The sequence below is a fragment of the Bradyrhizobium sp. sBnM-33 genome (assembly GCF_032917945.1).
Classification (GTDB): domain Bacteria; phylum Pseudomonadota; class Alphaproteobacteria; order Rhizobiales; family Xanthobacteraceae; genus Bradyrhizobium.
In genome coordinates this window covers 827,804-846,391 of record NZ_CP136624.1, presented here as the reverse complement: position 1 = coordinate 846,391, position 18,588 = coordinate 827,804, and the positions used below count along the sequence as shown (strand labels likewise).

Here is an 18,588-nt window from a genome sequence, read left to right as displayed (position 1 = left end):
TCGGCGCCGAGATGCTGTCCTGCTCGGGCGAGACAGACGGAGAAGATATCGACCCGATGCTCGTTCCTGTGGGTTGCCCTTCGGGATTGCGGCCCTAGATACCAGGTCCCCGCCTTCTCTGGAGAGCGCCCATGGAAATTCCCAGCTACAAGATTGCTCTGATCGTAGGCGTCGGCGAGGGATTGAGCGCATCGCTGGCGCGGCTCTTTGCGCGTGAAGGCATCAAGGTTGCGCTTGCCGCGCGCAAAATCGAGAAGCTTGGCGCGCTCTGTACCGAGACCGGCGCCCGCGCCTTTGCCTGTAACGCTACCGAAGCCGAAGAAGTCGAGAGGCTGTTCGGCATGGTCGAGCGCGAGATCGGCACGCCCGATATCGTCGTCTATAACGCCAGCGCCCGCGCACGCGGCGCCTTCACCGACCTGGTTCCGGCCGAAGTTGCGAACGCGATCGCGGTCTCCGCCTTCGGAGGCTTTCTGGTGGCCCAGCAGGCGGCGACACGCATGCTGCCGAACAAGCACGGCGCGATCCTGTTCACCGGCGCCTCCGCCAGCGTGAAGGGCTATCCGCAGTCGGCGCCGTTCGCGATGGGCAAGTTTGCACTGCGCGGGCTGGCCCAGAGCATGGCGCGCGAATTGTCGCCGCAGGGCATCCATGTCGCGCATTTCGTCATCGACGGCGGCATCCGCAGTGCGGCGCGTACGGAGCCTGCCGACCGGCCGGACTCGACGCTCGATCCCGACGCCATTGCGCTGAGTTACTGGAACGTGCTGCAGCAGCCGCGCAGCGCCTGGACTTGGGAGGTGGAGTTGCGGCCGTGGGTGGAGAGGTTTTGAAGCCATCGCCGTCATTGCGAGCGCCGCGAAGCAATCCATAGCGCCGCATAAGGGAAGATGGATTGCTTCGTCGCTTCGCTCCTCGCAATGACGGAGCCAAGAATGGGGATAACAATGACCACCGAAACCAGGATCGACACCGGTACCGACGAACTGCTCTGCGTCATCCGCGACCGCGTCGCCGTCATCACGCTGAACCGCCCCGAAGCGCGCAACGCGTTCTCGGATACGTTGACGCCGGCGCTTCGCAGCATGATCAAGGCCTGCGGCGAGAACCCCGAGGTCGGCGCGCTCCTGCTGACGGGCGCCGGCACCGCGTTCTGCGCCGGCGGCAATGTGAAGGGCATGGGCGCGCATCGCGACAAGAAGAAGTTAGAGCTATCCTACGAGGAGAAGGTGGCCGACCTGCAGGAACGGCAGCGCCTGCTTACCGGCGCGCTGACCTCGGTGCGCAAGCCGACGATTGCGGCGCTGCCCGGCCCCGCGGTAGGTGCAGGACTTGCGCTCGCACTGGCCTGCGATATCAGAATCGCGGCGCAAACGGCGTTCATTTCCACCGGCTATGTCCGGGTGGCGCTCTCCGGCGACTACGGCATCGCCTGGCTGTTGACGCGGCTCGTCGGCACTTCGCGGGCGCGCGAACTGATGTTCACCGGCGAAAAGGTCGATGCCGCCAGATGCGAGGCGATCGGCCTCGTCAACCGCGTGGTGCCCGACGACAAGCTGCAGACTGAAGCCTTCGCGCTTGCCAAATCCATGGCCGAAGGCCCGACGCTGGCGCTGCGCTACATCAAGGACAATCTCGACGAAGCGCTCCAATTCGACTTCGCCACCGCGCGCGACCACGAGGCCGAGCGCCTCGTCCGCCTGACCACCACCGCCGATCACAAGGAGGCGGTGCAAGCTTTCATCGACAAGCGCAAACCGGTGTTTACAGGTCACTGATCACGGAGTCCTCGCGAAATCGACGAACGCCCGCAGCGCGGCCGGCAACTGCCGCCGGCTCGGATAGTACAGGAAGAAGCCGGGATAGGCCGGACACCAGTCGGCGAGCACGCGCACCAGCTTGCGTTTTGCAATCAACTCCTCGACCTGCGCTTCGAACACGAAGGCGAGGCCGGCGCCATCCAGCGCCGCGTCCACCATCAGATCCTGGTCGTTCAGCGTCAGCGGCCCCTCGACGTCGATATCGACCTCGATGCCGCCGCGCTCGAACTCCCACCGGTAAACTACGCCGCTGGTAAAGCGGTAGCGGATGCACGGCATGCCCTTCAGGTCATGCGGCGTGATCGGCGGCCTGTGGGCTTTGAAATAGCCGGGTGAGCCCACCACCGCGAAGCGATGCCGCGGACCGATCGGAACCGCGATCATGTCGGCAGCGATTGTTTCGCCGAAACGCACGCCGGCATCGAAACCGGCGCCAACCGTATCGATCAGTGCGTCGTTGATCACGATCTCGACGCTGACGTCGGGAAAGCTCTTGAGGAAGCGCGTCACGATCGGCAGCAGCACCAGTTGGGTCGATTGCCGCGCGGCACTGAAGCACAGCGTGCCGGCCGGCTTGCCGCGGAAATTGTTGAGGTCCTCGAGCGCGTCATCGATATCGCGGAAGGCCGGACTGATCCGCGAGAACAGCCGCTCGCCGGCTTCCGTCAGCGCAACGCTGCGCGTGGTGCGGTTGATCAGTCTGACATCGAGCCGCTCCTCGATATTGCGAAGCGCATGGCTGAGCGCCGAAGCCGAGACGCCAAGCTCGGTCGCCGCCGCACGAAAACTGCGGTGCCGCGCGATCGCGAGGAAGGTGGCGAGGTCGGAAGGGTCGATCCGCATTGATGAATTTTTCTCAATAACTCATGAAATATTTAGCGGATTATCTCAGATATGGCGAGCCGCTAGTTTTTGCCCATCAGGTCGGGCGAACCCGCCGGGCCACAACGGAAAGAGCAACAACATGCGTGTCTGGTTCATCACAGGAGCTTCCCGGGGTTTTGGCGCTCTGATCGCCGAAGCCGCACTGAAGGCAGGCGATGCGGTGGTTGCGACCGCCCGCGATCCCAACACAGTTACCGCCCGCCTCGGCGGGCATGAGCGGCTGCTGGCAACGCGGCTCGACGTCACCAGCGAAGCCGAGGCGCATGAGGCCGCCGGCCAGGCAGTGAAAAAATTCGGCCGCATCGATATTCTCGTCAACAACGCCGGCTACGGCCTGCTCGGCGCGATCGAGGAAGCAAGCGCGTCGGAGACCGCCAAACTGTTCGGCACCAACGTGTTCGGCCTGCTCGGCGTTATCAGAGCGGTGCTGCCGCACATGCGCCGGCAGCGCTCGGGCCACATCATCAACATCTCCTCGGTCGGCGGCTACGCGGGTTACCCCGGCTGGGGCGTCTACGGCGCCACCAAGTTCGCGGTCGAAGGCATCAGCGAGGCGCTGGCCGGCGAAGTGGCGCCGCTCGGCATCAAGGTCACCGTGGTCGAGCCCGGCTTCTTCCGAACTGACTTCCTCGACGAGACCTCGCTGGCGCGCACCGCGCAGCACATCGAGGATTACCGCGAGAGAATCGGGAACACCCGCGCCCACGCCGCCGACGTCAACCACGGCCAGCGCGGCGACCCGCGCAAGCTGGCGAATGCATTCATTGCGCTCGTGAACGCCAAGAATCCGCCGCTGCGGCTGCCGCTCGGCAGTGACACGGTAGAGCGGATCGAAGCGAAGAACGCCTTCGTTGCAAGGGAATTGGCCGAATGGCGGACGCTGGCAGCATCGACTGACTTTACCGAGGAAGCAGCATAAGCGGAAAATGGCCCGGTTCTGGTGCGGCCAGAACCGGGCTCAGTGGTCAAACCGCAAGCGAGGACATTGCGCTGGGAGAGACGGCGGCGAGCCGCCAACTGGCGCATGGGATTTCCTGCGGTTCGACGTGGATTTCTTTCTGGAAGCGCGTCAGCCTCCAGTCGCCCGGCGTATTGGTGAAGGCGTAACCGGACTTGCGGGCGAGCGCGATCATGGCGTCGTTGGAACGCAGCGTGTCGCCGAAGATACGCTCGGCACCGAACGCAGCCGCGCGGCATTCGAGATTTTTCAGCAGCGCCTTGCCGATGCCGTGGCCCTGCCAGCGGTCGTCGATCGACAGGCCGAGCTCGATCGAGGCAGTCTCGCTGTCGAAGGCATAGCGCGCTTCGCCGACGATGGTCTCGCGGCCGTCGACCAGCATGGTCGCGATCACACTGAACCGATCGGCGTCGCCGACATGGATGAAATTCTCGAGTTCGGACGGCGGCAGTTCGCTGGCCGCGCCGAGGAAACGGTTGTAACGGGAGCGCGTCGAGAGCGCGCGGAAATAGTTCTGCAGCGCCTCGGCATCGCGCGGCTCGACGAAGCGCACGGTCACGGCCTGGCCCTGCCGCGAACGCAGCACGTCGGAATATTGCCTGAGATCGTCGAAACGCAGGGCGGTCATGGCGCGCTCCCCGTCGGTCCTCAATGAAATGGCCGGCGCCCCTCTATTGAGGCGGCGCCGGCCTGGCTGCTACTCAAGCCCGCCAGAACGGCTTTTCGGCCTCGTAGGCGACATCGCTCCAGGAGACGCCGATGTCGTGGAGTTCCCGCTCCGACCACTTGGCCAGTTCGCGGCGCGACTGGTAGCGCTGCCGCCAGACATGGAGGGTCTCGGCCAATTGGCTCAAAATCCCCGATCCATGATGATTTATCATCGATTCATGCGTGTAAGTGGACATTTTCGGCTCCTGTAGTAATCTGTTGGCGCTAATATCTGCGCTACCGCGGCCGTTCACAAACGACACTTTGTACCGCTTCGGATGATATAAACTCATGCATTGGGAGATCGCGGAATGACCGCCAGGCTGCCGTCGCTGAATGGTCTGCGCGCCTTCGAGGCCGCCGCCCGGCATCTGAGCTTCACGCAGGCCGCCTCTGAGCTGAACGTCACGCAGACCGCGATCAGCCACCAGATCAAGCGGCTGGAGGAAGAGCTCGGCGTTCGCCTCTTTGTCCGCCAGAACCGCTCGCTGACGCTGACGACGGAAGCGCAGGAGTACCTTCCCGGCATTCGCGCGGCCTTCAACGATCTCCGGCTCGCAACCGATCGCCTGCTGCGCAAAGATGACGACCATGTGCTGACGGTGTCGACGTTGGCTTCGCTAGCCGCCAAATGGCTGCTGCCGCGCCTCACGGCTTTTCAGGAAGCGCAACCGGGGATCGACGTACGCATCACGACCTCGATCAACCTCGTCGACTTTCAGCGCGACAAGGTCGATGCCGCGATTCGCTACGGCCGCGGCCAATGGCCTGGCGTTCGCTCCGACTGGCTGATGGCGGACGAGCTTTTCCCGGTGTGCAGTCCGGCGCTGCTCAAGGGCAACAAGCCGCTGAAATGCCCCGAAGACCTCCGGGATCACGTGCTGCTGCATACCAGCAACGCCAACAGCGACGACTGGCGGCTGTGGTTGACGGCGGCCGGGCTGCCGGCCGATTTCTCGAAACAACCGGGCCTGACCTTCGACATGATCTTCATGACGGTGCAGGCCGCGATCGACGGCCTCGGTGTTGCCATGGGCCGCACGGCTTATGTGCAGGAGGACATCGCCAAGGGACGCTTGGTCGTTCCCTTCAAGATGGCTTTCCCGGTCGATGCCGGATTCTATCTGGTCTCGCCGGCGGGTAGAGCCGATCCGCCAAAGCTCGCGGCCTTCCGGCAATGGCTGCTCGCCTCCGTTCAGAACCGTCCCTGACCGCGCTGATATTCCAACACAGCCAGGTGCATGCGACATCGTCGCATGCGGCCATGCTGTTGCTGATGCAGGCGCACGAGAGGCGTGACGCGGCCGTTGCATCGGGCTAGAAATCGCGCGGCGGATGGATTTTCCTGGCCGAGCGCCGGTTTGATTTTCCAGGCCAACAACGACAACAAGAGCGCATGGCCGATTTGAGTCAGAAGTTCGATGTGCTGGTGATCGGCGGCGGTAACGCCGCTCTCTGCGCCGCCATCAGCGCCCGGCGCGCGGGTGCTTCCGTGCTGGTGCTGGAAGGCGCACCGAAATTCTATCGCGGCGGCAACACCCGCCACACCCGCAACATGCGTTGCGCGCACGACTCCGCGACCGATATTCTTACCGGCCCCTATACCGAAGAGGAATTCTGGGACGATCTATTGCGGCTGACCGGCGGGCAGACCGACGAAGAACTCGCTAAATTCATGATCAGGGAGTCCAAGGACATCCTGAACTGGATCGTCGAACAGGGCGTGCGCTGGCAACCTTCGCTGGGCGGCACTCTGAGTCTCGGCCGCACCAACTCGTTCTTCCTCGGCGGTGGCAGGGCGATGCTTAATGCGCTCTATCTCACCGCGGAAAAACTTGGCGTCGAGATCGTCTATGATGCCGAGGTGATCGACCTCGAAATCGAGGACGGCATGTTCCTGTCCGCGAAGCTGAATCAGCCGATCGACGGCACGAGTGAAATCCGCGCTTCCGCACTCGTCGCTGCCGCCGGCGGCTTTGAAGCCAATATCGAATGGCTGAAGCAGTATTGGGGCGAGGCGGCGGATAATTTCCTGATCCGCGGCACGCCGTATAACCGCGGCTCAATCCTGAAAATGCTGCTCGACAAGGGCGTGCAGGACATCGGCGATCCCACCCAATGCCATGCCGTTGCGATCGACGCTCGCGCACCGAAATTCGACGGCGGCATCATCACCCGCCACGACTCCGTCGTGTTCGGCATTGTCGTCAACAAGCACGCCCAGCGCTTCTATGACGAAGGCGAAGACATCTGGCCGAAGCGCTACGCGATCTGGGGGCGGCTCGTGGCCGCGCAACCGGACCAGATCGCCTATATCATCTTCGATGCGTCGGTTCGCAACAGTTTCATGCCGACGCTGTTTCCACCGATCGAGGGCGGCAGCATCGCCGAACTCGCTGCCAAGCTTGAACTCGATCCGAAAGCGCTCGAGAAAACGATTGCCGAGTTCAACGCCGCGGTGCGTCCCGGCACATTCGATCACACCATCCTGGATGATTGCCGCACCGAAGGGCTGACGCCGCCAAAGACGCATTGGGCGCGCCGGATCGAGACACCACCTTACCTCGCCTATCCGGTGCGGCCCGGCATCACCTTCACCTATCTCGGCACCCGCGTGAACAGGCAGGGGCGCATGGTGATGAAGGACGGCAAGCCTTCGGCCAACATGTTCGCGGCCGGCGAGATCATGGCGGGCAACGTACTCGGCAAGGGCTATGCGGCCGGTATCGGCATGACCATCGGCAGCGTGTTCGGCCGGGTGGCGGGACGGGAAGCGGCGAAGAATGCGAGGAATTAGGATGGCACTTGAGTAACCTCTCCCCGCGAAGGGCGGGGAGAGGGAGAGGCAACGGGGAGGACTTATGATGCGGCTTGCGATCACAACTGCTGCAGTCGTTCTAATGAACGCAACACTGGCCAACGCCGCCGAGCCGATCGCGCTACGCGACATGGGTTCTTTCCACGTCGGCGGACGGCTCGTCGAAATTTCCGGCAAGCCGGTGAAGGAAGTGACCTTCACCCCCGGCGGTGTACCTGCGAAGGTTGATCCGAATGGCACGTATCAGGTGGAGCAGATGTATGTGCAGTATTTTCTGCCCGCCAACGAGAGGGGTGCCTATCCGCTCTTGATGTGGCACGGCGGCGGCCTCACCGGCGTGACGTATGAAACGACGCCCGACGGGCGCGAGGGCTGGCTGAACTATTTTCTGCGCAAGGGTTGGGCCGTCTACAATTCCGATGCGGTCGAGCGCGGCCGCGCTGGCTGGGCGCAATATCCAGATATCTTCAAGGGCGAGCCGGTATTTCTCACGACCGCCAATCCGTTCGAGCGGTTTCGGATCGGCGACGGCGCCGGCTCCTATAATCCGGATCCAGCCAAGCGGAAGCTGATGCCGGGCAGCCAGTTTCCGAACGAGGGCTATGAGAACTTCGTCAAGCAGAACGTGCCGCGCTGGACCACCACTGATGATGCCATCATCGCCGCCTATATCGCCGAGATCGACCGCGTTGGCCCGTCCATCATCTTGTTCCACAGTCAGGCCGGCAGCTTCGGCTTCAAGGTGGCGCAGGCCCGGCCCGACAAGGTCAAGGCGCTGATTGCGATCGAGCCGGCCGGCGTCGGCGATCCGGCCAAGGTCGACGTGCTGAAGAACATTCCGACGCTGATCGTCTATGGCGACTACATCGAGAAGGATTCGCGCTGGCCGAAGATTCGCGCCAACGGCCTCGCGTTTGCGGACGCGATCAAGGCGGCGGGCGGCAGCGTCGATGTCGTCGACCTGCCGCAAGTCGGCATCAAGGGCAATTCGCACATGGTGATGATGGACAAGAACAACGCCGAGGTCGCCGCACTGATCCAGAAGTGGCTGGAGGGCAAGGGGCTGACGAAGTAACCGGGTTGGCGCGAGGGCAGGAAGCAACGCATCATGCACAGAACGAAGATTCTGGAGGAAGCCGACCGGCTGATGACGGTCTGCAATTCCTGCCGCTATTGCGAGGGGCTGTGCGCGGTGTTTCCGGCGATGGAAATGCGCCGCGCGTTTTCCGACGGCGACCTCAACTACCTCGCCAATCTCTGCCACGCCTGCGGCGCCTGCTACACCGATTGCCAGTTCTCGCCGCCGCATGAATTCAACGTCAATGTGCCGAGGACGCTTGCGGTGGCGCGTGCGGAATCCTATGCGGCCTATGCATGGCCACGCGCCTTCGCGGGGACGTTCGCGCGCAATGGGCTTGTCATCAGCCTCGTTGCCGCGCTCAGTGTCGCCGCGTTCATCTTCGGCTTTGCTGCGATGAACGATCGACAAATTCTGTTCGGCACGCATACCGGACCGGGCGCGTTCTACAAGCTGATGCCGCACAATGCGATGGCAGCCCTGTTCGGCGCGGCGTTCCTTTACGCTATCGCGGCCCTGGCGATGGGCGTGCGCGCCTTCTGGCGCGACATCGGCGAACCCATCGGCATGAAGACCGATGCACGCGCGCTGCTGCAGGCCATCCGCGACGCCGGCGACCTGCGCTACCTCGACGGCGGCGGCGTCGGCTGCTTCAACGAGGACGACCGCCCCACCGACCGCCGCAAACTCTATCATCACTTCACCTTCTATGGCTTTGCGCTGTGCTTTGCCTCGACCTGCGTCGCAACGCTCTATCACTATCTGCTGGCGCGCGAGGCGCCGTATCCGTGGTGGGATCTGCCCGTGGTGCTCGGCACGCTCGGCGGCATCGGGCTGTTGATCGGGCCGATCGGTTTGCTCGCTGAACGATGGAAGCGCGATTCCATCCTGGTCGATGAAGCGCGTTACGGCATGGATGTGGCGTTCATCGTCATGCTGTTCCTGACCAGTCTCACGGGCATGGTGCTGCTGATCTTGCGCGAGACGGCCGCGATGGGACCGCTGCTGGCGCTGCATCTCGGCGTGGTGTTTTCGCTGTTCGTCACCATGCCCTATGGCAAGTTCGTGCACGGCATCTATCGCTTCGCCGCCCTGGTGCGCTATGCGATGGAGCGGCGTGCGATGGCACAGGGGGCGGCAGAGTAAGGCCGCCGCCTTTCCACGTCATTGCGAGCGCCACTCACAGATCGTCATCCCCGCGCTTGCGGGGGATCCAGTACGCTGCGGCTTCTCGGTTCAATCACGGACGTCTCTGGGATACCGGGTCACCCGCTTTCGCGGGTGACGACGGCCCGGAATGCCGGAGATCGTTCACGATCAGGTTATCCGAGTGACCCACATCACGTACTCTTCCGAACCGGTTTTCGTCTGGCGCCGTCGAACTCCTGTGCGAGCCATTCCGGCTTCGCCCAACAGGAATGGAGAGTACAGATGTCGATGAAGTCAATATTGTCCGCGGCAGCTTTGGTCGCGATCGGTGCGACCAGCGCCATGGCCGCTCCCGTGTTCGTGGCGTCGCCGTACTGCGATCAGGCGGTATCACGGCAGGCTTGCGGAGATCACATGAACTATGTGGCGCAGCTTCGCACTCGCCGCGACACTTCACCGAACTACATGAAAAATCTCGATCCGCGCGAAAACCAGGCGATGCGTGACGGCGGCGGAGGCGGTGGCGGCGGCGGCGGTGGTGGTGGCGGCGGTCGATAACCAACATTGAAGTCGCAGAACCGTATGGTGGGCAAAGCGACAGCGTGCCCACCATCTCTCCACGCCGCAATCTTGGAATGGTGGGCTCGCTGCGCTTTGCGTTGGTTGATGATGATGTCGCAGACGTGATCGCTGTAACGCGAGTTCATTGAGCATTTCCTCGCCGAAATTTTCTGCAGCTTTTTCCCGAACTGCCTTGAACCAATCGCGCCTTGCGTTGTTTGCAGTGCATTAACAAGGCGCTGGAGGAACCGGAGCCGTCCGTGAGGAAACGCTCTTTCGGGCGCCACCAACCGAGAGAGAGTTGATGAACAATGTATTCAACACCGGTGCGACTGAACGTTCCTCCGGGTTGGGCCACGGCCCCCCACCGAGAGCCCCGCGACACCCGGCCATCCTGAGAGTTTCCGCCATCGGCGTCGCCGGGCTATTGTCGGCGTTGATGGTGACGGCCGTGGCTCCGCCGATCACCGCCGATCAATCCGACCGCGCCGTTGTCAACGCGCCGGTGACGCTGCTGACGGCACCGATCGGGGGCGAAATCGACACGCTGACGGCGCTTCCCGGCCGCGACGTTCGCGACGGCGACAAGCTGGCGCAGATCAGCAATCCAAGGGTCGACCGCAGTACGCTGATCTCGTTAGAGGAAAAATCATCCGATGCGCGCCAGAAGCTCGACGCGACGCGGGCAAAGGCAGCGTCCGACCGCGCCTATGTTGGTTCCCTCGAGACCGAACTCGCCAGCCAAACCGAGCAGCTCAAGATGCAGTTCCAGTCGCAGATCGAGGAGCTGCGCGCCCGCGTGTCGCAATCCAATGCCCAGAGCGGCGAAAAGAAAGCCCTGGTGGAACGGCAAAGCAACATGGTGACGCGCAATACGGCGAGTATGGACATGCTCAAGCCGACCACGCAGCAATATGCCGCGGCCATGCACAATGCGGACGCGGAAGGCGCCAAGCTCAATAAAAAAATAGCGCAGCTCAATGCCTTGAACAGGGGCATCTATGTCGGAGAGGAACTGGTTGTGCTGAACAATCTGGCGCAAAAGCGCCGGGACATCGATCTCGACGCCCAGCGCATGGAGATCGAGGAGAGGCAGCAATCCGCCGTCCTCAGCGACCTGGAGCGCCTGATCGACGCCGAGCAGAAGCGGCTTGCGAGCCTGGCGGGAGCCGACGTCCTTTCTCGCGGGCCCGGCAAGGTGCTGACCATCGGCGCTGCGATGGGGCGTCACGTCAACCCCGGCGATACGATCAGCTCCGTCGTCGATTGCGACAAGCGCTTCGTGGTTGCCATTTTCTCGTACCGGCAAGGCCAGAACATGATGCCCGGCACCCGTGTCCGCATCGACGGGAGTACGTTCCGGACCGGTATCGTCAACGCGGTGTTGCCGAAGACCAGCGACAAAGTCGATGAGCGCTTTGCCGTGCCGTTTCCGCAAACCGAACGGCGCGAGCTCTATGCGATCATTACGCCTGAAGGCGCGAACGAGGCTGGCGCGCTGGAGCGGGAAACGCAGGCTTCGGATGCTGCGGCCTGCCCGGTTGGCCAGTGGGTCACTGTCACGCGCGACAACGGCATGGTGCCGTCGATGTCGGTCACCTGGCGACGGCTCGGCAATCTCGTCGCCTCGTGGACGCAAGATGATGGCCGCAACGGCGAGACCGCGCAGAACCACCCGATCGATGCGAATACACGCCGTGCCGGCATGGCCCAGCCGGATGCGTCGAAGGCCGATGAAAACTGGTGGTCCCGCACTCGCACGCTCGTATCGCGATGAAGCACGCGATCGTAATGGCATTGTGTGCAATGGTCCTGGGTTCGACGCCCGCTGCGAGCAAGCAGCCGGAAAAAAGCGGCGGTCCGTTTTGTGCCGGGCTGAACAGGGCGGTGGCACCGCTGACCGGCGAGGCCGACGCCGTCTTCATCCGCAGCTATGAACCTGGCGCTGACGAAGCAAGCCTGCCGGCGGGCATTGCCACGACAGCGTTTGTCTATGACAACGCGCTCGCCGTCATTGCGCTGATCGCCTGCGGCAACGTGCGGGATGCCAAACCGATCGGTAATGCATTGAGCCGGGCGGCCCGCAAGGACCGGACCTTTAACGATCATCGAATTCGCAATGCCTATGGCGCCGGCTCGGTTAGCAACGGGGCTCCGAATCTACCGGGATGGTGGGATGAGCACGCCAGGATCTGGGCCGAGGATGCTGCGCAGGACGGCACCTCGACCGGCAACGTTGCATGGGCGGCCTTGGCGCTGCTGACGCTGCACCAGGCGACGCACGATCCGCAGTATCTCGCCGACGCCAGAAGGCTGATCAATTGGGTTATCGCGGCGACCGCCTGCGGCGACGGCTTCTGCGGCGGCTTTCACGGCTACGATCCGCAGCAGGTCACACTCACCTGGATGTCGACCGAGCACAATGCCGACGTCCACGCCGCCGCGCGCTGGTTGTTCCGCCTGACCGGTGAGCCAAAATACGCCGACGCGGCCGGGCAGGCCCGGCGGTTGCTCGATCGTGCCTTCCGCGGAAATCACTTCCTGCTCGGCACAAAACCCGACGGCAATCTTGCGGATGAAGGCCTGCTCGCGCTCGACGCTCAGCTTTGGCCATGGATGGCCGTGCCGGATGCGCCTGCGGCCTGGCGAAGCACGCTTGATTTCGCGCAAACTCACCTGGCGGTCGATGGCGGCTTCGATTTCAACGGCGACCGCGACGGCATCTGGGTCGAGGGAACGGCGCAGGCGGCCTTGGCCTACCGGATCAGCGGCAACACATCGCAGAGCGATCGGCTGTTGGCCAATTTGAAAGCCGACCAAACGCGCTCCGGTCTGCTCAACGCCGCGCGTACCGCGCGACTAACGACGGGGTTGTCGATCGACCCCACCGGCACCGTGCCCGACTTCTTCTACTACCGCCGACCGCATCTCGGCGCGACGGCCTGGGCGGTGCTGGCCGAAACGGGCTGGAATCCGTTCACCGGGGAAAAGATACGATGATGTTCCCGAGCGCCGGCGATGACCTATCGATCCTCACCATCGATACGGGAATCCTCCTTGGCCTTCTGGTGATGGCGCGACTGCTGGATCCGCTGCATGCCAAGGACCGTATCCTGTTCGGCATCACGACTTCAGCCCTTCTGATCCTTTATGCGCTCTGGCGATGGAACGATACGTTGCCGCCGTTTGCGCTGTCGGCCGAAAGCCTGTGGCCGCGGTTGTTCATTTTGTTTGAATTGCTTGCCATTCTCTACACGCTGATCTCGATCATCATTCTGTTCCGCAGCACCGATCGCTCCGCGCAGGCCGACGCGGCGCAACGCGAACTATCTGCATCGCGTAGCTATCCCGCCGTCGATATCTTCATCTGCACCTATGACGAGCCGCTCGAAATCCTCGAACGATCTATCCTCAGCGCGCTGGCACTCGACTATCCCAATGCGACGGTCTGGGTGCTGGACGACACCAGGCGCGACTGGCTGCGGGAATATTGCGCACAAGTCGGCGCGAATCATCTGACGCGGCCAGACAACAACGGCGCCAAGGCCGGCAATCTCAATCATGGGCTCATGGCGACCGCTCGCAAGACCAATGCGCCCGTCATCCTGGTGCTCGACGCCGATTTTGCACCACGGCGGGATCTTTTGAAACGCACGGTCGGGCTGCTGTTGTCCGATCCGGAGGTTGCGATCGTGCAGACGCCGCAATTTTATCATAACGCCGACCCGATCCAGCACAATCTGCTCGCCGGGAAGAGCTGGGTCGACGATCAACGCTTCTTCTTCGACGTCTTTCAGCCCGCCAAGGACGCGTGGGGCTGCGCGTTCTGCGTCGGAACTTCCTTTGTCGTTCGCCGCGACCGGCTTGCCGAGATCGGCGGCTTCCCGCAGCAAGCGATTTCGGAAGACATCAATCTCACTTACACGATGCTCACGCACGGCTACCGTACATGGTGGCTGAACGAACCGCTCAGCTTCGGGCTTTCGGCCGAAGGCATCCCCGAGTACATCACCCAGCGCGCGCGCTGGTGCCTTGGCACCATACAGGTCGCCCTGCTCCGCAATGGCCCGCTGTTCGGCCGCGGCTTCAGCTTCACCCAGCGCTGGCACTATTTTCACGGGGTGCTGAACTGGCTCTGCAAACCATTCATGGTGCTGCTGCTGATCGCGCCGACGATCTATTGGTTCGGCGGCCTGCCCGCCTTCGAAGCCGACTACCACACCTTCTTGCGCTACGGCGTGCCGGCGCTGGTCGGCCAAATCATCTACATGGCCTGGATCTCGCGCGGGCGGACGCTGCCGTTGTTCATGGAGGCCACTCACGCTGTCACCTGCTTTGCGGTGACCGCGACGCTGCTAAGCGCCATCTTCAAGCCGTTCGGCCGCCCGTTCAAGATCACCGACAAAGGCGGCGACCGCTCGACGCCACGCGTGCATTGGAAGCTCGCCGCGATCTTTGGCTTGATCACCCTAAGCTCAGCCGCCAGCATCGCGTGGGCGTTCGTCTCGCCCTATGCGGCCAGCGAGATTTCCTCGCTCGACTTCTTCAATTTGCTGTGGGCCGGCATCGCGATGCTGATTGCCTTCGTCGCGTTTCTTGTCTGCTTCGAACTGCCTCGCGCCGGCGACATGTTCGAAACGGATGAGCCCGCCTGGCTGTTGGGCGAAGGTAAAATCCTGTCGTGTCGCCTGCTTGCGGTGTCGCTGACCTCGGTGCGCTTTTCGGGTCCGGCCGGCAACGCCCTCGAGCTTGCGGGCTGGCGGTATCAGATTCATCTGGAGGGGCTGGGATGGACAGACATATCCATGGTCTCGCGATTCCGCGAGACAGTGCTGGCGCGCCTTGAACCTACTACCGAACAATATCAGCGGCTGGTAGTTCGGCTTTTCAGCGCATCCCACGGCAATATCGCAAGCAAAGCCAGCCTCCATGGCGCCCTGGCCGGGTTGCTGCGCCGCGGACTCCTCGGCGCCTGAGGCGGGCATGCACGCCCCATCGACGTCAGTACAGGCGAGCACATCTTGCTTCAGTACCGCTCTGCGATCTGGTCGAGCTTCCTGCTGAGCAACCAGGAGAGGCCGAGGAACGCGACCAACATCACGATGCCAAGGCCCGAAGAGGCGTTGTTGATGGACGCCTCCGAGAATTGACCGAAGGCATAGCCGGCCGAGACAACGGCTCCGGACCAAAAGCCCGCCGCGACGAAGTTGAGCGCAAGGAAAGTGGACCAAGGCAGCTGCGATATCCCGTAAGCAAACCCCGCGAGCCCGCGGATGCCATGCGGGAAGCGGTGAAACAGGATCATCCAGAGATAATGGCGGTCCGTCAGGCGGACAACGGTCTGCACGGGCCGCTCGAACCGCGGAAAACGATCGAGCAAGCGGGCGCCATAGCGCCGCCCGATCCAGAAGCGGATCACATCGCCGGCGAAACTGCCAAACCAGCAGACCACGACGAGCGTGCCAAGACCCAGCGCCCCCGAATGCGCCGCGTAGCCCGCAAATAGCGCAAGCAGCAGGCTATGCGAAGCCGCATAGGCAAACATCAGGCTGTAGGCCACATCGCCGTGCTGGCGTATGAGGTCGAGGAACGAGGTCAGATCGGTCGGAAAAAGCAATGTAAGCGCACCCACTCATGTGAAAGTTCCCCCAGATGAGTGGGTTCGGTCGGAACGCTATCACTCCCCGGCAGCGCAGGGAAGCCAATAGGCACGCCCGCAGGCGCCAGCTTTGCACCCCGAGCGTGTTTGCAACTGACGCGCGCCAGCAAAATGACGCGACGTGCCAGGATCGACCGTCCGTTCGATCTCATCTCAAATCGGCACCGAAGATCATATCAGGGACAAGCAAGACCAGTGAGGGGACAAAGATCAGTATCAAAGTCACCACGGTGACGGCGATCAAGAACGGCGTCGAGTCCCGGGTGTACTCACTGATGGGACAACGCAGCACCTGGCAGGTGACGAACATGGCGGCGCCGACGGGCGGCGTGTAGTTTCCGATCGTGGCAGCAATAATGAACACGAGCCCGAAATGGACCGGATCAATGCCGTAATTCGTCACCAGCGGAAGGAAAATGGGCGTCAGCATGATGATGAGCACCGAGCCCTCCATGAAGGTGCCAGCGATCAGGATGAAGAGCACGATGAGCACCATTACAACGTGCGCGTTTTCCGTCACACTCAGCATCCAATCCGAAATCACCTCGGGTATTCGCTCAAATACGATGCCGTAACCAAAGATCGCCGAGAGCGCGAGCAGGAACATCACGGCCCCGACATCGACCAGGCCGCCCTCGATGGCTTCACGGAAACCCGCGAACGTCAGCATCCGGTAAGCGAAGAACCCCACCGCCACCGCATAGATGACCGCGAAGGCTCCAATCTCCGATGGCGTGAAGACGCCGTAGCGCAATCCCGCCAACAGCATGATGGGAAACAGGATCGCCCAGATGCCACCCCAGGACGCCAGCAGGATTTCACGCCCAGTCGCCCGCGTCTCGCGTTCCGGCCCGTAGCCGCGGCGGCGGGCGGTGATGGCGATCGCAAAGGCGAGAGCTGCCCACAGCATGAGGCCCGGAATAATGCCGGCGGCAAACAGCCGTCCGATCGAGACCTGGCCGACTGTGCCATACAGTATGAAACCAATCCCGGGGGGAATGATTGGCGCCAGCAGAGAACCGTACGAAATCACGCCGGCCGCGTAGCCGCGGGCATAGCCGCGCTTGAGCATCTGCAAACCGATGATGCGGGCATTCATGGCGGCGTCCGCAATGGAGGATCCCGTCACCCCGCTCATCAGCGTTGAGAGTGCAATAGAGGTCTGCGCCAGACTGCCGTGCATTCTTCCTGTCAGCACCGTGGCCAGCTTGAGCAGGTTGGTCGTGATGCCGGAGTTGTTGAGAAAATTGCCGGCGAGGATAAAAAGCGGAACCGCAAGCAGCGCGAAATTCTGCGTCTCGGTTACCGTTACCTGTATCGGGATTGTTGCCGGCAGTTCCGGATGCTGAATGAAGAACAGCGCGCCGGCAATTCCAATCGCGAAGGCAACTGGCATTCCGATCAGCATCAGTACCGTGAACGCAATGATTACGATCAGCATGGCTATGCGCGTCGGATCATATGACGTCGACGGCGCGATATTCGGCGCGCTCGCCCCGGAGTTCTCCGCGGACCTTGAGCGCGGTTGTCACGATCAGCAGCGCCGCGCCGACCGGCAAGCTCATTGTGACCCAGGAGTAGCTGACTTCCGGAATGCCCTGGAAGCTGCGTACCCGACTGATCCACGATAAATAGGCGCCCATCACGAGGAGGTAAAACAGGAACGCGGTGATCAATGCGTAGTTCACCATACGGAGGGCGGTCTGGAGCTTGTCCGGCAGGCGACTGGCGAAAACTTCGATGGCCATCATGCTATTCTTCCGCCAGGCAATATCGGCGCACAGAAAGCAGGCCCAGGCGAACAGGGCGGTCGAAACATCCGTCGACCAGTTGATCGGATGGCCCAGCATCCGCATAACGCCGCCAAGAAAGATAAGGATTACCATCACGATGAGAAACACGGAGGCGATCCATGCCTCGGCGGCGCATACACGCTGGTAGATTTTCTGCATTTGGCGGAACCTACTTGCCGATCTCCTTATGCACCGCGTTCTTGGCGTCGGTGATCTTCAGGACCTCGTACGCCTTTTCGCCGGCCTTCCGGAAAGCGGCGAGATCGACATCCTTGTTGATCGTCATGCCGCGAGACTTCAATTGCTGCTCGACCTCGGCCTCCAGCCTCAGGATCTGATGCGATGTCTCCTCTCCGGCTCGATCGGCCTCCTCCACCAGCGCGTCCTGATACTCCTTCGGCAGGCTGTCGAACCATTTGGCGCTGACGACTTCGAAGTTGATCAGCATGATGTGCCTTGTCTCATTCGCGACTTTAAGCACCTCGTAGAAGCGGCCACCCGGAATGTTGTTGTAAACCAGCTCGACACCATCGATCGCCCGCTGCTGCAGTCCCGGGTACATCTCGCCGAATGCCATCGCTACCGGCACGGCACCAAGCGCGCGTATCGACTCTTGCCAAATTGGCGCCGGCGGCGTGCGGATGCGCAGGCCCTTCAGATCATCCGGCGTCTTTATCGGCTTGTTCGTAAAGAAATGTCGATAGCCTTGCACCCAGTTGAAAGACACCACCTTGAGCCCGAACTTGGTCGCAAGTTCTTCCTGCCATTTTGCGACGGTCGGCGCTTTGCGCAGCTTGGCAACTTCTTCCAGCGTCTCGACGAAATATGGTCCGTTCATCACGGCGATGCCGGGAACGTAGTTTCCCATACGCGCGGCGTCGGTGTTCTGGCCGATATTGGCTCCCTGCCTGATCTGCTCGATGATGTCTTCCTCAAGACCCAGTTGCGCGGAATGGAAGACATCGATCTTGAGACCGCCATTGGTGCGCTGCTCGACGGCCTTGGCCCACTTCAGGAAGCCGTCGTGGTATGGCTCCTTCGGGCCAAGCACGTGATTGAATTTTAGCGTGAATGTTTTCGGTGCCTGAGCCAAAACATTCGAATAGTCGAGCGCCCACAGGCCGAGCGCAGCACACGTGACTACGGCCAACTTCTTCAT

At 62.2% G+C, this 18,588-nt stretch carries 18 protein-coding genes; 11 read left to right on the top strand and 7 right to left on the bottom strand.

Annotated elements, in window-relative coordinates:
• Positions 1-131 precede the first annotated feature (131 nt).
• Both RX328_RS03975 and RX328_RS03970 read left to right on the top strand, forming a co-directional pair.
• Entirely contained in the window at positions 132-833 is a 702-nt protein-coding gene (locus RX328_RS03975) for an SDR family NAD(P)-dependent oxidoreductase (RefSeq protein WP_213248689.1), read from the top strand.
• A gap of 114 nt (positions 834-947) precedes the next feature.
• Positions 948-1,778, top strand: a complete 831-nt coding sequence (locus RX328_RS03970; RefSeq protein ID WP_213248852.1) for an enoyl-CoA hydratase — start codon at positions 948-950, stop codon at positions 1,776-1,778.
• Here the strand turns inward: RX328_RS03970 and RX328_RS03965 are convergent, their stop codons facing one another.
• Positions 1,779-2,663, bottom strand: a complete 885-nt coding sequence (locus RX328_RS03965) for a LysR family transcriptional regulator (RefSeq protein ID WP_213248690.1) — start codon at positions 2,661-2,663, stop codon at positions 1,779-1,781.
• Positions 2,664-2,784: 121 nt separating this feature from the next.
• Here RX328_RS03965 and RX328_RS03960 point away from each other — a divergent pair, with 121 nt between their 5' ends.
• Positions 2,785-3,624: an oxidoreductase gene (locus RX328_RS03960; protein ID WP_213248691.1), complete on the top strand. Its 840-nt coding sequence runs from the start codon at positions 2,785-2,787 to the stop codon at positions 3,622-3,624.
• Positions 3,625-3,670: 46 nt separating this feature from the next.
• Here RX328_RS03960 and RX328_RS03955 read toward each other — a convergent pair whose 3' ends face one another.
• Both RX328_RS03955 and RX328_RS03950 read right to left on the bottom strand, forming a co-directional pair.
• Positions 3,671-4,291 carry a GNAT family N-acetyltransferase gene (locus RX328_RS03955; protein WP_213248692.1) on the bottom strand — a complete coding sequence of 207 codons (621 nt, stop codon included), beginning with the start codon at positions 4,289-4,291 and terminating at the stop codon, positions 3,671-3,673.
• 73 nt (positions 4,292-4,364) lie between these two features.
• Positions 4,365-4,568: a DUF1127 domain-containing protein gene (locus RX328_RS03950; protein ID WP_213248693.1), complete on the bottom strand. Its 204-nt coding sequence runs from the start codon at positions 4,566-4,568 to the stop codon at positions 4,365-4,367.
• Positions 4,569-4,682: 114 nt separating this feature from the next.
• On the opposite strand from RX328_RS03950, the gene RX328_RS03945 reads away from it, so the two are divergent.
• From RX328_RS03945 to RX328_RS03910, 8 genes are all read left to right on the top strand, one after another.
• Positions 4,683-5,582: a transcriptional regulator GcvA gene (locus tag RX328_RS03945; RefSeq protein WP_213248694.1), complete on the top strand. Its 900-nt coding sequence runs from the start codon at positions 4,683-4,685 to the stop codon at positions 5,580-5,582.
• 194 nt (positions 5,583-5,776) lie between these two features.
• Positions 5,777-7,168: an FAD-dependent tricarballylate dehydrogenase TcuA gene (gene tcuA / locus RX328_RS03940; RefSeq protein WP_283772342.1), complete on the top strand. Its 1,392-nt coding sequence runs from the start codon at positions 5,777-5,779 to the stop codon at positions 7,166-7,168.
• A gap of 64 nt (positions 7,169-7,232) precedes the next feature.
• On the top strand, positions 7,233-8,264 hold the full coding sequence (locus RX328_RS03935; RefSeq protein WP_213248697.1) for an esterase: 1,032 nt from the start codon (positions 7,233-7,235) through the stop codon (positions 8,262-8,264).
• A 33-nt stretch (positions 8,265-8,297) separates the two neighbouring features.
• A complete protein-coding gene (gene tcuB / locus RX328_RS03930) occupies positions 8,298-9,413 on the top strand; it encodes a tricarballylate utilization 4Fe-4S protein TcuB (RefSeq protein ID WP_213248699.1) in 1,116 nt (371 codons plus the stop codon).
• 285 nt (positions 9,414-9,698) lie between these two features.
• Positions 9,699-9,974: a hypothetical protein gene (locus tag RX328_RS03925; RefSeq protein WP_249726160.1), complete on the top strand. Its 276-nt coding sequence runs from the start codon at positions 9,699-9,701 to the stop codon at positions 9,972-9,974.
• A gap of 307 nt (positions 9,975-10,281) precedes the next feature.
• Positions 10,282-11,754: an HlyD family secretion protein gene (locus RX328_RS03920; protein WP_249726161.1), complete on the top strand. Its 1,473-nt coding sequence runs from the start codon at positions 10,282-10,284 to the stop codon at positions 11,752-11,754.
• Positions 11,755-11,768: 14 nt separating this feature from the next.
• Entirely contained in the window at positions 11,769-12,977 is a 1,209-nt protein-coding gene (locus RX328_RS03915; protein ID WP_213248701.1) for a hypothetical protein, read from the top strand.
• Entirely contained in the window at positions 12,977-14,953 is a 1,977-nt protein-coding gene (locus RX328_RS03910) for a glycosyltransferase family 2 protein (protein ID WP_213248856.1), read from the top strand. Before RX328_RS03915 ends, RX328_RS03910 begins: the two co-directional genes overlap by 1 nt.
• Before the next feature lie 50 nt (positions 14,954-15,003).
• Here the strand turns inward: RX328_RS03910 and RX328_RS03905 are convergent, their stop codons facing one another.
• From RX328_RS03905 to RX328_RS03890, 4 genes are all read right to left on the bottom strand, one after another.
• Positions 15,004-15,609, bottom strand: a complete 606-nt coding sequence (locus RX328_RS03905; protein WP_213248703.1) for a DedA family protein — start codon at positions 15,607-15,609, stop codon at positions 15,004-15,006.
• Positions 15,610-15,784: 175 nt separating this feature from the next.
• Positions 15,785-17,044 (bottom strand): TRAP transporter large permease, encoded by a 1,260-nt coding sequence (locus tag RX328_RS03900; protein WP_317258615.1) that lies wholly within the window; start codon positions 17,042-17,044, stop codon positions 15,785-15,787.
• A gap of 49 nt (positions 17,045-17,093) precedes the next feature.
• Positions 17,094-17,537, bottom strand: coding sequence for a TRAP transporter small permease (locus tag RX328_RS03895; protein ID WP_312017963.1), 444 nt, complete (start codon positions 17,535-17,537; stop codon positions 17,094-17,096).
• A 61-nt stretch (positions 17,538-17,598) separates the two neighbouring features.
• The gene (locus RX328_RS03890) at positions 17,599-18,588 is read right to left on the bottom strand and encodes a C4-dicarboxylate TRAP transporter substrate-binding protein (protein WP_213248708.1); all 990 of its coding nucleotides are present in this window, start codon (positions 18,586-18,588) and stop codon (positions 17,599-17,601) included.